Genomic DNA, 13,045 nt, shown 5'->3' on the forward strand with positions numbered 1-13,045 from the left:
TATATTTTGTTCAAGTTTTAGTTTTCTTGACTCTCCATTAATTTGTACAGTTCAAATCGACTATTCACTTCACATTTAATATAAATATTTTGGACATGCTTTTTGATGGTATGATAGCTGACTACCATCTTATCAGCAATTGCCTTATAGGTTAGTCCTTGATACATCAACTCGGCCACGCGTTGTTCAGTTGCTGTTAGTGGTAAATTGTTCAACGAAAAAGCGGGGACTTTTTCTTCATCCTTTTTAGCAATCGTAATCCAATGGTAACGATCAATGATACCATTGGAATAGGTTTGATCATAGGTATAAATTTTGAAGATATAGTTTTTAATGATTTTTTTCTGAACACGTTCTGAGCTAGTGCCTTCTTCTCCTCCTAAAAGGAATGGCAGCCAGCTGCAAGGTGTGGTGCTGCTTATCTGGTCAGCAATCACAGGACCTAAAATATCAGTCAAGCACTTAACCGCAGTTTGACTATAACTCATAATATGCATAAAATCATCGGTAACCAGATAGGCTTTCTCACCGGAAGCAATAATTTCATTTTGAATATTTTGAACAATCTTGGCCTGCTCGAACTTCTTAAAGTTCTTGTAGGAATTTGCCAGATAAACGTAAATCTCATTAAGCTGGGCAAGCTCCTCTACGGTAAAATCTCCTTGATCCCAAGTTTTGAAAAAAGTTACCTGGATGTAGCCATTCATTCCAAAGGCTAAGGTTGTACTATAATGCTGCTGAAAATTTTCTTCAATGAAACGGACATAAGCAGAGGGCTCATAATCTCTTTGCGCAATGATATCAGTGGACTTGTATACGCGCGGTTCAACGTTGAAATAGGTCAATTGATCTCGCAAAGCCTCCTGGTAGATCACATGTCGAATAACATCATTGGCGAAAAAAATTCGGTACGGATGCTCACTATGATCCATTGAGATCCCTTGCCAGCTAGTCCAAGATAGAAAATCTCCCTGCGTATCGTAATAAGAAATGAGTACCTTCTTCCAGCCAAAATTCTTAGCTAAATAATCCAATAAAACAGTACTAAAAAATTCGCGGGCAGCAATTTGATATTCGGAAATTTCTGAGAAAAAATTAACCTGATCAGCATGCTCTTCATTCATAATGCTTCCCCCATCATTAAACATTGTTTTGCAGTTGATCTGTGTATGCGATTCACAGACATCTTTCCTACTGATTAGTAGTTAGATTATAGCATGCCTCTTCTTAGCACGTCATTGGAATATTGAAAACAAGCAACAGGCACTTGAATTAAATAACTGAGGAAATAGACAAAAACTGAGGCTGCGTAACAAAGCAAAAAGAAATCAACGAGGTATTTCTACTGTATAGCTCTCATTTACTTGCTTATTGTAGAGAATAAACGTATCATTATCCACCCACTCTACATCAAACTGGAGGGTCTCCATAAAACCTGGACCTTCATAACTATAAATCTCTCTTCCATCTTTTAAGAATACACTTGGCCGACTTACATAGTCATAGCGCACAAAAATTTTAGTATTCCGATTGGGTGATATAAAACTTTGATCAAATGTTGTTTCATATCGCAGGTTTCTAAACAATCCTTTACAGGTAAAGAAAAAACCAATTATTAAAACGAAAACCAGCAAAAGTTTCCTATATTTCCTCAACTATTTTTCTCCTTTATCCTATTCAAATAGGGCAATTCATAATCAGCTCTAAAAGCTATTTGGATTAAACTACTAAACTAGATTTTCTTATCGATAGACGTCATACTCTATCTAAGTAAAGCTTCTACTCCTACTCTTTAAACATATTTTTTAACTTGTGTGATTATTAATGATTATAACCTATTACATGGGGTGATTTTTTTTCTTTTTATATTTTATCGAATGAAGTCGATTATCAGTGTGGAATTTCCTTTAGAAAATAGTTTGAAAAGAGGGTGTTTTTGGTTTTCTAATGCTCAGATTGTCAGCATTCTATCTGTGTTGTTGAGCTGTACTTTTTTATGGAAAGTATATCAGTCACTTGATCGCTTTCCGGGATGGTCACTTCTTATTCATTATCGTTTTTTGTCATATGAAAACTATTATTTTAATTTTTAGAACATAAAATCTAGACATTCTTAACCTACGATCAGCTAAACATCCTTTCTCTGATAACACTCAATAAAATCCTATCCCTTCCATTCAATTAATTTTTAGACTTTTAAAAACTTTATCTGATACATTTTTTAAAATCCAACCCTATTTTGTTAAACGTAAATAACTAATTTATACGTAAAAATAAGTGTTATCATTTGTAAAAAATAAGAATAGTAATGCTATTGCATTAATCAAATATGAAAGGTAAAATAAAGGAGTACAAAAATAAAGCGCTTTTAAAGCGTAAATTTTGGAGGAGATGAACATGAAGAAAGGGTTTTCTTATGCTTTTGTTGGGGCAGCGATGCTAATGTTGGGTGCTGCGGTCGTTCAAGCGGATTCTGCTGATGCGTCTACTTTGTACCGCGCATATAATCCTAATACAGGTGAACATCTGTATACGCAGTATTACAATGAAATTCCATTTGTAGTTAACGCAGGTTGGCAGGATGAAGGAACTGCGTGGACAGCTCCAGACAAAGGTGTTCAGGTACACCGTCTGTTTAATCCCAATAACGGAGGCGACCACTTCTACACGCTAGATACAAACGAACGTGATCATTTAACAAGAGTTGGTTGGCGTTATGAGGGTATTTCATGGCACTCAGGTGGCGCAATTCCTGTCTATCGCTTATACAACCCAAATGCAAAATCTGGTACTCACCACTATACTACGGATGGGAATGAAAGAAACCATCTAGTTGGTCTAGGCTGGCGATCTGAAGGAACTGCGTTTTACGCTTCAGCGGTTGGTCAAGGAAATCCTAATCCCGCACCAAATCCTGGAGTAACACCGAAAAAGGTTGACGTAAACATTACTGGTACAGGTGGTACAGAGCAAAATAATCCGGGCTCCTATCGTTTGCTTTATTCAAATAAAGCCTTTGATAATGCATCATTAGGAACAGCGACTATCGAGTTTGTCGCAGATGTTGCAATGGTAGGATCAGGAAGTGATTACGAAACACAATTTGTAATTGCTGGAAATGGTAATGCTAGTGGCCAAATTGGTGTTGGGTTGCACTATCAAGCTGGTAACGATGGAAACTTTGCACAAGGGCGAATCAATACGACTAATATTAACTTCCCTGCTGGTGCAGGAAATACTGGTCAACAGTATTACTCGGTAAATACAAACGCGCCTAGAATTGCTAGTAACCAATCAGTAAATCTGAAAGTAAGATATTATGACTCCGGTTATATGCAAGCCTACGTGAACAATACCTTAGTTGGTCAGTACAAAACTAAATTAGTTCCCGGTGGAAATGCTTATATCTTACACGTGAACAGCACAAACGCAACCGCAAAAGTGCGCAATTTGAAAGTATACAAAAATGGTGCAGATGTTACTACGAAGGGACAAGTACCGTTCAAACAAACGTCATTTGATATTACAAATAACGTACGAGATGGTGCTTACTAAAATTTAATTACTATGAAACACTCCTTAGAACAAAGTGTCAGCTCTAAGGAGTGTTTTTTCAAACATAAAAAAGTTCAACTACTTAATATCGAAAATGAACTGCACTAGATACTTCCCTTCAAAATCTTTGTAATAACGGATCGAATGAATTTTACCTAAACAATCGGAATCGATTTCTTCTTGAAGTGCTGCTTTGTAGAAATCTGATTTAAAACTTTTTTCTACATATTTTTCAGGCATCTTAACCAGATAAGTACGTTTATTCCCATCCTCTGTCATTTGACGCTCAAATTCTTCTAACGGCTTGTCCTCTACTGATTCAAACAAATCACCTATAGATAGCTGAAAATTATCAATAGCTGCAGGAAGAACATCACCGAAAAAAGTTAGTCCTGGAATATTTTTTTGCTGTATTTTTTTGTAATTCATCAGGTGTCTCCAATTCTTAATTAGTAATGATTGCTCTAATTTGATTTTATGCTATTAGGCATCTTTTGTATAGGGATACCTTAATTAAGTAAGTACAAATAACACTTAATCAGCAGTCGATTTGTCGAAGAAACGACAGATCGGCTGCTTTTTTCTATTTTTTTGCTTTCATGGTTCTAAAACTACCCTTTAAGAAAAAAATCTCGAAAAATATTTACACCTCATATTCCTTGATTTAACAATGTTTCTAGCGTATTTCTCCTCTTTTTTTAACCAAAAAAGCAAAAAAATATTTTGGGTAGTTATAGGGGGCCTTTTTTCGCTCTTTTTTTTAAGAATCCTATTAAATCAACCTTTTCAAAAATTGGAGGGGGTCTATAACTACCCAAACCTGCCTATAACGACTCTTTCTTTTTTTCGAGAAATCCGTTATCTTTTAGTCACCGGCCGGGAAACAAAACAAGCACCATAATCCAAAATAAAAAAACATTACAGAAACGGAGGAACCGAAATGATACAAAAATTGGGCACAAAATTACAAGTACAAATTGAACAAGCAGGCGAAGATAAACAAAAGAAAGTGAATTTTTCAAACGTGATCGACAATCCACCTGAAGAAGATGTAGTAAAGTTGGGGGAAATTATGGCAGATTTGTCTCAACAAGGTAGCTCATTGGATAGTGTGATTATGACTGTGCAGTCACGAATTACCATGGAGGTTGAATAAGCATGAAAAAAGTCGTTAAGTTAGTCTCTATTTTTAGAAATGGTATGGGAAAAAATCAGACCTGGAGCTTGAGCAATCCTGATACCACCAAGACACCTTCACAAATTAAAGCTCTTTTGGAAGAAATGGCGAAATTGAACCTCTTTCATAAAGACGGGATTCGCCAATATGAATCCGTCGTAAGTGCCAAGTATGTCGAAACGATTGAAACACCGATCTTTGAAGAAGTTCCTGTTACACGCTAATTATTAATTGAGAAGCAGCGACAGACGTGTCATGCTTCTCTTGCATTACTTTATGATTGAACCAGCTTTCCTAGGTAGTTGGTTGAATGAATACTTATCTATAAAGAAAAGAAATGAGGAATCCATTATGATGTCAGAGCAACCCTTCACCCACCAACAACTGTTTAACTTAAAACTCGAAACTATTGAACAAAGACTCATGGAATATTACCAGGAAACTCAGAATGGCACCATGACCATCAAGCTATTACTTGCTTTACGTGTCCGATACCAGCTTGGTGCGAAGGAGTTTGCTCTGGTATTGCAAGACTTAGTTCGTCACTTATTTATGAATACCAAGGCGACGAGAACCATGAAGCAGTTTTTCTGGTATTTTGTAGATTATTTTGAAACCAGTGAATTGCGCATCCTGAATTTAAAGCTGAACCCTGTTCGCAATTTTATCGAAAAAGCCAAGTCTCTGATCAAGTCACAAGTTGCCAAATTATTCCATACAGAAGCTGACACTGAAGCCACCTGAAAATGATACTTATCGTCTGTCTCACCTACGCGAATAAATGATGAAAGGAGCCAAACCAATGATCAGACTAGTGTCTACCTTCCTGAATAGTGAAGGCAAGAAACATAATTTTTCTTTTAATAATCCTGATATCACCAAAAGTTCTGAAGAGATCAAAGAAACACTGGCTTTGCTAACCAGATTGGAACTCTTCGAAAAAGATGGCGTAGGATTGTTTAAGAAAGTCGTGAAAGCGAAATATGTAGAAACAATTGTCACACCAATTTTTGAAGGCGATGAACTGTTTGGAGCCTCTGCTCCCAAAGAACCGGAGGTAACTGAAAATAATACTGCTGAACAATCGACTGCACTTCGCTGTTTACGGGAGGAAACACCGAAAGTTCCAGAGGTATCTTTTAATTTATCACCTATTAGAAGTAAAGCTCACGAGGTTCTGTCTGCTTCACTAACTAATGAAGCTTCTGCAGACCAGACTGGAGTAACTATATCGAACCCTTTAACAATTAAATCAATCAATACTACGGAGGAAGCCGCTCCTATTTCTGATAATTTCTACGATGTTGTCAAAGAAATGGTGAAGCGAAGAAAAAGAAGGAAAGCCAAGGAGCAGGAGAAAAGAAAACAAAAGAACCCACCTGAAACACCTTCATGATGTCTGATCATTTACCAGCGTAGGTAAAATAGATTCGTCTGGATCATGAGCTGCACTGAAGGGGGGTGATGAATTTGCAATCTCTTGTACAGTATATTTTAGCCCCGATTTTTGTCGGACTGGTTATCGCATTGGTTAATCACTGGTTAGATGATCATGATCCCTGACGATACAACAAGCTATTGCAAAATGAGACAGTTGTAATAGCTACACGTTCATTGAAATCTGAATAAAAGCGAAACCACCTGTAAAGATGGCGCCCTTTGCAGGTGGTCATTTGATGACTATTAATTTTTATATATTTACTTGAATTGAAAGACTGTTAAAAATATACATAATGAGTTATTTTGACTATTGCTTGATTGAAAAGCATTTTCAAATTAAAAGATAAAACTTTAGTAATTGCCTCTCTCTTCTTACGTTAAAAACTAAATAGAAGACAGGTATAGAACAAAGTAGTATGGTTTTCTTTATTTTGCATCTCTGTAAAAACGTCTAATTTATTTCTTTAAGCGATTTGTTAGTGCTTCAACAAGCTAATAAGTTGAAGGACATGTTGGATAAGCTTATGATCATTCTCTAAACAAAAAAGAAGACGTGAATAAGCCGGTGAATCTATACGAGAATTTAATACTGTAGATAAAAGAACCATTTATTTCTGTATTAACTACGGATAAAGCTAATTCTTTCTATAATAAGTTAAAATTGAATCTATAGTCATAGTGATTTTTTACCTCTCTGGTGACTAAACGAATTCACAAATTTTTGTCTATTTGTGAATCGAATCAATATTAGTGTTTTACTGGATATTATATATTTTCTTTTTTGTAAATACGTGAAAGAAATGAGGGTAAAAAAATGGTAAAAGATAACTATCATGATTTTCTGTTGGCTACTTGGAAGCCAGCTGAAACCGAAGCCATTCTAACAGCCTTAGAATTAGAACTTTTCGATAAGATTGATCAAGGCTTTGATACGGCCGAAGACTTGAGTAAAGAAGGAAATTATCATTTACCTACCATTGAGCGAATTCTCACTTTGCTTGAGAACTCTGATTTCCTAATAGAAGAGTCTGGAAACTACTCGATTAGTGAAAAGTATTCTGCCTATGTATTGAAGAGCAGCCCTTGGTATAATGGAGAGATTTGGTTACTTCATCAGCAGCTAAATCGAGAATTATTTGGACATTTGACAGAAATGGCTAGAACTGGAGAGAGTGGGATCAATGTCTTTGCGAGTAATAACACCAAGGTTTGGGATAGTGCAATGCCTTTTCTTAATTCCTTGGCTAAAATAAGCGCCGAAGCTATTGTGAACCACTTCAAAGATAGTCTTTTAGAAAAGGATCATTTGACGATATTAGACTTAGGCTGTGGAACCGGCTTCTATACCGCTTCTTTACTTAAAGAAAACGTGACCTGGCAAGGGATTGGGATTGAACACCGAAACAGTCACTAAGATTGCAGAAGATAAGAATAAAGATCTGGTTGCTCAAGGGCGTCTTCAGTTTCAAGCAGGAAATATTTTCGAAGAACTGCCGGATGTTTCTAAAGTCGATATTATTATTTTAAGTAATGTCATGCATGGCTATAATCAAGAAGAAAATATTGAGTTGATAAAAAATGCTAGACGTTACTTGAAGCCTAATGGGTTAATTCTCGTGAACGAATTTTTGCTAACAAATCCTTCTGATAGTTTAGAGTCAATGTTTGATTCGTTCTTTTCACTTGTTGGTACCGGAAGCTCCTTCACAGATAAGCAGCTGCTTCAAATTTTTGAAGCTGTTCATCTGTCAAAAATTGATCAAATTGATTTGAATGGGCCTTCAACAGTTTATATCTTTTCCAACAATCAATAGATTCATGATTCGCTGCGTTTCACTTACAAAAAAGTCTCTAAGTACCGAAATACACGCATTTAGAGACTTTTCTTTCTTATTGTTGAAGATATTCGTGAATGTGACGAAGCTTAGCCAATGGAATATCTGTTGGTAAGGTACAATCCGCACCGATAATATAGCGATTGCCTTTAAATTCTTGGTGAATTTTATTTAGTTTCTCTTGTATCTCCTGTTCGCTTCCGTCAACCAATGCCCCGGATCGATCATCGAATCCACCTAAATAGACTTTGTTACCAAAAATTTGACGTGCCTCGTCAAAGGAATAGCTGCTTTCATGCATCGCCCAATTGACAACATCGCAAGGATAATCTTGGTAATTCCTTAAAATAGTGTCTTCTTTACAAATATGAAGAAAAATGGAGATGGTTTCTCTTTCCTCAGCATGTTTTAGTAAGCCACTTTCTGCTGGCTTTAGTAGCTCTTGGATAAATGTTTCGTTGAACTTATGTTTCTCTCCCCCTAAAGCGGCATAATAGATGCCTTGTACACCTGAATTCATCGTCATCTCTAAAACATGTTGTGTATTTTCTTCAATAATCTTTAGCCCATCCATCACAGCCTCAGGATCTCGCTGATAATGGTCATTAATTAAAGCAGGAGAAACAGAATAACTATGACCTGAAGCATGGGACAGGGAAGCAATTAAGCCATGAACCGTTCCCAACAAGTAACAATCTTCTTGGTTAGCTTCTACAATTCTTTGCAGAATATCCGCTTGATCGGTAATCAACTTAGAAGTCTTGGAGAGCTTCGGGATATTTTTCCATTCGTGAAGCTGTTCAATTTTATGATTACCGCGCATCTCATTTTCGTTCATGATTTTCAAAATATCTGTTTGAGTTTTGTCTTTAAAATCAAGATGAGCAGCAACTTGTGCCTCTACGCCTTTAGAAATAATGTCTTTAGGAAAATGCAACCAAAATCCCATAGGAATCTGGTCGGGTATTTCTCCTTTTAGCACGCAGTTTACTCGTTCAATTTTCTTCATTTTCTTCTCCTTCAAGTGCTTGCTGAATGTCTAGCCATAAATCGTCAACATCTTCTATACCGCAAGACAGCCTTACTAGTTTGGGCGTTACGCCAGCTTTTAAACGGTCAGATTCAGCCATACAGGCATGGGACATTGTCCATGGATAGGATAAAATACTCTCCACACCACCTAAACTTACCGCTACGATCGGAAGTTTTATTCGCTGAAATAATTGATGAACTTGCCTTTCCGTATTCAGCTCAAAGGATAAGACTGCTCCTCCATTGGTTGCTTGTTTAAAATGCTGCAAATGATCTGGGTGATTCTCCAGTCCCGGATAATGAACAGCCTGTACGTTGACTAGTGATTGCAGCCTGTTGGCTAAAATTAGTGCATTACAGCTGGCTTGTTTCATTCTCACTGCTAAGGTTTTTATGCCTCTTAACAAGAGCCACGCTTCCTCAATGCCGGGAATTGATCCGATAATTTTTTGATTTTTACGCAGCTTTTCTTTGAGCTCTTCGCTATTCGTTACTGCAACCCCCATAACTATATCGCTGTGCCCACCCAGAAACTTCGTGGCACTGTGTATAACGATGTCTACACCGAGGATCAATGGTTGTTGAAAATAGGGTGTCATAAAGGTATTATCACAAATAGTTATGAGCCCATGCGTTTTGGCAATTCTACAAACTGCTTGAATATCTGTAACTGTCAGCAAAGGATTGGAAGGAGTCTCCAAATAGAACATCTTAGTATTAGAACGTATAGCCTCCTCCCAAGCTAAAGGATTTCGTTCATCGACAAAGGTATAAGTAACGTTAAATCTATTCAACAGCTCTGTCAGCAATTGGAAGGTACCACCATAAATATTCCCTCCTAGGACAAGATGATCTCCTGAATTTAAGACTAGCAATGACGCTGTTATTGCGGCCATACCAGAAGAAAAAGCAATGCCGTATTTAGCATCTTCTAAAGCTGCTACAGCTTTTTCGGCAGCCTTCACCGTAGGATTACCAAAACGGGTATAGGTGTACTCCTGACTGTCAGGAAAGTTTTTTTGATGAAAGGTTGAAGCTTGATATTTAGGAATAGCTGCTGCTCCAGTCTCTGAATCAATCACTGGGTAGCTGTGGAGTACTTTAGTATCAACGTTCATGTTTTTATCGCCTCTTCTATGACTATTTGAATCGCGTCTTTGTAAATTTGTAGTAGCTTTTCTAAATCAGACAGCTTCATGCGTTCATTTTTCCCGTGGGCATAGGTTCGAGTATCAGGAAACCTCGGACCAAAAGCTGTAAAATTATCGAAGTAGCTGGCATAGGTACTTCCACCCATATAAATTGGCTCTGTTTGATCTGTCGGATAATACTGACGATAAAGACCAACTAATTGATCTGCTAAGTGCCTGTTTTCTACTAAATGCACATCTTTAGTGTTTAGAACCTTCAGCGTCCAATCAGGGAAAAACTGCCGAAGCTTGTGCAAAATCGTTTCTTGAGTCAGGTTATTATTAAAACGAATGTCTAGTTCAACCTGCCATTTATTCTCTTTAAAATTGATTATGCCAGCGTTAATTGTGGTATTTCCAAAACGACTTTCGGGACAGCTTAATCCAATACTTTCACCGTTCAAGTCAGAAATTTGTAGTAAATTATTCATTTTTTTAGATCGAATCGCAGGAGCCATCGCATTCATCAGCAGGTAGAAAGCATTTTTACCCGCCTCTGGTTTCGCAGCATGGGCGGAAACACCTTGATAAACAACCATTTCATTTTCATGGTTGCTTGCACCAGTGAGAACCATCCTGTCTAATACTTTTTTACTTTTCACTTTCATCGTTGCGCGATCCGGTACTGAATTTACTTGCTCACCGGCAAGGATTTCATCAAGCCAGGCAATCTCCTCCGTTGATTCTAGGAGAATATGCATCCGGCCTTTTTCGCTAACAACAATTGGAAACATAGCATCAGGGACAAACCCGGAAATCGGTTTTTCTTCCCGTAAAGTATAGTGCTGGATACAAGCCATTCCAGTTTCTTCTTGGGCACCCAGGATAATTCTTGCACGTACACCTTTTTCTTCAATTTTCTGTCTGAGTTCATTTAAAAGGACAATCATCACTGCTGCTGGTCCCTTGTTATCATATACACCTCTACCGTAAAGCGTCTGAGCCTGCTCGACTAAGGTAAATGGATCGGTGTCCCAACCATTTCCTGGAGGAACAACATCTAGGTGAACAGGAAATGCAACAAGAGGACCTTCTGTGCCTAGTTGAACCCAACCTAATGTGCTGGTTACTTTTTTGACTATGAATCCAAGCTCAGAGCAATAGTCTAAAGTAAAATCCAAAATATCCTCTTGGTCAGTCGTATTACTGGTAGGATAAGAATGATAAGAGATCATTTTTTTCAAAAGAGCAATCGTTTCCTGTAGTAACGTCACTATTAGACTCCCCCCTTCTAGAATAGACGAATAAGCGACCCCACCAGACTGAAGATTATTAGAATCCACAAAAGCTTCGAAGCATTCCATTTTTTAGCGGTCATCCCCCAGTAAACAAAGAATACGAGAATTAATGGCAGCAGTCCTGGAGCAATCTTGTCTAACGTTTCTTGCAGACTGATCTCTTTGCCGGAAATATTTAGCGAAACCGTCGTGGAAAGTGAAACCATTGCGGCTGATAGAGCCCCCATCATAAACATGCCTAAGATACTGCCGCCTTTTATAATGCTGTTGACTAACCCACCTTGGAGAACTTTGACAATCGAGCCTCTTCCAAGCTTGTAGCCATAATGAAAGAAAAAGTATCCTTCAAAGAAATTAATAATGCACCAGATAACAATAAAGAATGCGCCAATAACGTTTCCTTCTGCTGCAAATGAAGCCCCCAGTGCTGAAAAAATTGCTAAAAATGTTCCTGCATCAATTGCGTCGCCGATACCAGCCATTGGCCCCATCAATCCTGTTTTAAAATCCGTAATTACTTCATCAGGAATAGGTTCTCCTTGCGCTTTTTGCTCTTCCATCGCTAACACACTTCCGTGAATTAATCCTCCCCAAATGGCTTGAGTGTTGAAGAATCCAAGGTGCCTTTTCATTGCTGCTTTCAGGTCCTTTTCTTCTGGATAGAGCTTCTTCAAGACAGGGGCAAAAGAAGCTCCTACAGCCAAAGCTTGCATTCGTTCAAAGCTATTGGACAATTCTGCTGTCCACCACCATCTTAAATACGTTTTCGTTACATCCTTCTTGGTTAGCAGGCCTTTTCTTTCTTCTGTATTTTCCATTTTATGCACCCTCCGTTCCAACACTACTGCCGATAGTCATCATTAATGCTAAACAGGTTCCAAATATTGCGGCCCCCATAATCGGAAGTTCAAAATACTTAACTAGGAAGAAACCTGCAATGAACAATGGAATGTACTGCTTTTTACCGATCATAAAGATTGTTGTCGCAAATCCTAACGCTGGCAACACGCCACCCATTACCGTTAACCCATTCATTACCCATTCTGGGATAACCTTGAGGATTTTATCGACTAAATCTGACCCATAATAATTCACTAAAAAAATGATTGGAAACCTTAGGAAAAAACCAAAAATAAGTGAGTAAGTAGTAGCACATCGCCAAACTCCCTTAATATTGCCAGCTTCTGCATAGTCATCAGCTTTATGAACCAGAAAAGCATTCCCTGTACGGCGAATGTTATTAATGAAAACACCTATGATCCCCATCGGTACAGCGATACTTACGGCAACCTCGGTAGAAACTCCAGTTTGAAGTACAATTGGGATAGCAATTAACGCAGCCAGTGATTTATCTGACGGAATGTTTCCACCCGCAGCCACCATTCCTAAGTAGATTACTTCAATTCCAGCTCCGGTTATTAACCCTGTGGTAACATCTCCCCAAAAAAGTCCTAGTGCAAAACCAATAAACGTTGGTGATTTAAGAATTGGATAAAGTGTATAGCCAGCGATACTGGCTGCTATCCAATACCATAAAGCTGTGAAAAGAGCTAACATTACTGTAGATTGCATAGAAAT

Annotated in this window: 15 protein-coding genes; 8 read left to right on the forward strand and 7 right to left on the reverse strand. The window is 37.9% G+C overall.

What is annotated here, in order from left to right; genetic code table 11:
- Nucleotides 1-17: 17 nt before the first annotated feature.
- Nucleotides 18-1,124: a response regulator transcription factor gene (locus I588_RS20745; protein WP_010758926.1), complete on the reverse strand. Its 1,107-nt coding sequence runs from the start codon at nt 1,122-1,124 to the stop codon at nt 18-20.
- A 1,273-nt stretch (nt 1,125-2,397) separates the two neighbouring features.
- Between I588_RS20745 and I588_RS20755 the strand changes: the two genes are divergently transcribed.
- Nucleotides 2,398-3,555: a hypothetical protein gene (locus tag I588_RS20755; protein WP_010758924.1), complete on the forward strand. Its 1,158-nt coding sequence runs from the start codon at nt 2,398-2,400 to the stop codon at nt 3,553-3,555.
- A gap of 78 nt (nt 3,556-3,633) precedes the next feature.
- Here I588_RS20755 and I588_RS20760 read toward each other — a convergent pair whose 3' ends face one another.
- Nucleotides 3,634-3,984 (reverse strand): hypothetical protein, encoded by a 351-nt coding sequence (locus I588_RS20760; protein WP_010758923.1) that lies wholly within the window; start codon nt 3,982-3,984, stop codon nt 3,634-3,636.
- A gap of 511 nt (nt 3,985-4,495) precedes the next feature.
- Here I588_RS20760 and I588_RS20765 point away from each other — a divergent pair.
- The 7 genes from I588_RS20765 to I588_RS20790 all read left to right on the forward strand — a co-directional run bounded on the left by I588_RS20765 (nt 4,496) and on the right by I588_RS20790 (nt 7,986).
- On the forward strand, nt 4,496-4,711 hold the full coding sequence (locus tag I588_RS20765; protein WP_010758922.1) for a DUF1659 domain-containing protein: 216 nt from the start codon (nt 4,496-4,498) through the stop codon (nt 4,709-4,711).
- A gap of 2 nt (nt 4,712-4,713) precedes the next feature.
- Nucleotides 4,714-4,956 (forward strand): DUF2922 domain-containing protein, encoded by a 243-nt coding sequence (locus I588_RS20770; protein ID WP_010758921.1) that lies wholly within the window; start codon nt 4,714-4,716, stop codon nt 4,954-4,956.
- A 127-nt stretch (nt 4,957-5,083) separates the two neighbouring features.
- Nucleotides 5,084-5,476, forward strand: coding sequence for a hypothetical protein (locus tag I588_RS20775; RefSeq protein ID WP_010758920.1), 393 nt, complete (start codon nt 5,084-5,086; stop codon nt 5,474-5,476).
- Between the two features lie 58 nt (nt 5,477-5,534).
- Nucleotides 5,535-6,128 (forward strand): DUF2922 domain-containing protein, encoded by a 594-nt coding sequence (locus I588_RS27020; protein ID WP_010758919.1) that lies wholly within the window; start codon nt 5,535-5,537, stop codon nt 6,126-6,128.
- A 68-nt stretch (nt 6,129-6,196) separates the two neighbouring features.
- Nucleotides 6,197-6,295 (forward strand): type I toxin-antitoxin system Fst family toxin, encoded by a 99-nt coding sequence (locus I588_RS27370; protein WP_139244068.1) that lies wholly within the window; start codon nt 6,197-6,199, stop codon nt 6,293-6,295.
- 691 nt (nt 6,296-6,986) lie between these two features.
- Nucleotides 6,987-7,586, forward strand: a complete 600-nt coding sequence (locus I588_RS20785; RefSeq protein ID WP_010758918.1) for a class I SAM-dependent methyltransferase — start codon at nt 6,987-6,989, stop codon at nt 7,584-7,586.
- Nucleotides 7,564-7,986: a methyltransferase gene (locus tag I588_RS20790; protein ID WP_010758917.1), complete on the forward strand. Its 423-nt coding sequence runs from the start codon at nt 7,564-7,566 to the stop codon at nt 7,984-7,986. The genes I588_RS20785 and I588_RS20790 overlap by 23 nt, the downstream gene beginning before the upstream one ends.
- Nucleotides 7,987-8,062: 76 nt before the next feature.
- Here the strand turns inward: I588_RS20790 and I588_RS20795 are convergent, their stop codons facing one another.
- From I588_RS20795 to I588_RS20815, 5 genes are read right to left on the reverse strand one after another with little or no spacing between them, the layout of a single operon-like run.
- Entirely contained in the window at nt 8,063-9,016 is a 954-nt protein-coding gene (locus tag I588_RS20795) for a uroporphyrinogen decarboxylase family protein (protein ID WP_010758916.1), read from the reverse strand.
- Nucleotides 9,003-10,157 (reverse strand): trans-sulfuration enzyme family protein, encoded by a 1,155-nt coding sequence (locus I588_RS20800; RefSeq protein ID WP_010758915.1) that lies wholly within the window; start codon nt 10,155-10,157, stop codon nt 9,003-9,005. The genes I588_RS20795 and I588_RS20800 overlap by 14 nt, the downstream gene beginning before the upstream one ends.
- On the reverse strand, nt 10,154-11,443 hold the full coding sequence (locus I588_RS20805; RefSeq protein ID WP_010758914.1) for a Sapep family Mn(2+)-dependent dipeptidase: 1,290 nt from the start codon (nt 11,441-11,443) through the stop codon (nt 10,154-10,156). The genes I588_RS20800 and I588_RS20805 overlap by 4 nt, the downstream gene beginning before the upstream one ends.
- Nucleotides 11,444-11,460: 17 nt before the next feature.
- The gene (locus tag I588_RS20810; protein ID WP_010758913.1) at nt 11,461-12,285 is read right to left on the reverse strand and encodes a PTS system mannose/fructose/sorbose family transporter subunit IID; all 825 of its coding nucleotides are present in this window, start codon (nt 12,283-12,285) and stop codon (nt 11,461-11,463) included.
- A 1-nt stretch (nt 12,286) separates the two neighbouring features.
- Nucleotides 12,287-13,039, reverse strand: coding sequence for a PTS mannose/fructose/sorbose/N-acetylgalactosamine transporter subunit IIC (locus I588_RS20815; RefSeq protein WP_010758912.1), 753 nt, complete (start codon nt 13,037-13,039; stop codon nt 12,287-12,289).
- Between the last annotated feature and the right edge of the window lie 6 nt (nt 13,040-13,045).

Source organism: Enterococcus pallens ATCC BAA-351 (assembly GCF_000407485.1).
GTDB lineage: Bacteria > Bacillota > Bacilli > Lactobacillales > Enterococcaceae > Enterococcus_A > Enterococcus_A pallens.

Coding starts and splice junctions, on each gene's coding strand:
- I588_RS20745 (WP_010758926.1), bottom strand. CDS start 1,124: ATGAATGAAGAGCATGCTGATCAGGTTAATTTTTTCTCAGAAATTTCC.
- I588_RS20755 (WP_010758924.1), top strand. CDS start 2,398: ATGAAGAAAGGGTTTTCTTATGCTTTTGTTGGGGCAGCGATGCTAATG.
- I588_RS20760 (WP_010758923.1), bottom strand. CDS start 3,984: ATGAATTACAAAAAAATACAGCAAAAAAATATTCCAGGACTAACTTTT.
- I588_RS20765 (WP_010758922.1), top strand. CDS start 4,496: ATGATACAAAAATTGGGCACAAAATTACAAGTACAAATTGAACAAGCA.
- I588_RS20770 (WP_010758921.1), top strand. CDS start 4,714: ATGAAAAAAGTCGTTAAGTTAGTCTCTATTTTTAGAAATGGTATGGGA.
- I588_RS20775 (WP_010758920.1), top strand. CDS start 5,084: ATGATGTCAGAGCAACCCTTCACCCACCAACAACTGTTTAACTTAAAA.
- I588_RS27020 (WP_010758919.1), top strand. CDS start 5,535: ATGATCAGACTAGTGTCTACCTTCCTGAATAGTGAAGGCAAGAAACAT.
- I588_RS27370 (WP_139244068.1), top strand. CDS start 6,197: ATGAATTTGCAATCTCTTGTACAGTATATTTTAGCCCCGATTTTTGTC.
- I588_RS20785 (WP_010758918.1), top strand. CDS start 6,987: ATGGTAAAAGATAACTATCATGATTTTCTGTTGGCTACTTGGAAGCCA.
- I588_RS20795 (WP_010758916.1), bottom strand. CDS start 9,016: ATGAAGAAAATTGAACGAGTAAACTGCGTGCTAAAAGGAGAAATACCC.
- I588_RS20800 (WP_010758915.1), bottom strand. CDS start 10,157: ATGAACGTTGATACTAAAGTACTCCACAGCTACCCAGTGATTGATTCA.
- I588_RS20810 (WP_010758913.1), bottom strand. CDS start 12,285: ATGGAAAATACAGAAGAAAGAAAAGGCCTGCTAACCAAGAAGGATGTA.
- I588_RS20815 (WP_010758912.1), bottom strand. CDS start 13,039: ATGCAATCTACAGTAATGTTAGCTCTTTTCACAGCTTTATGGTATTGG.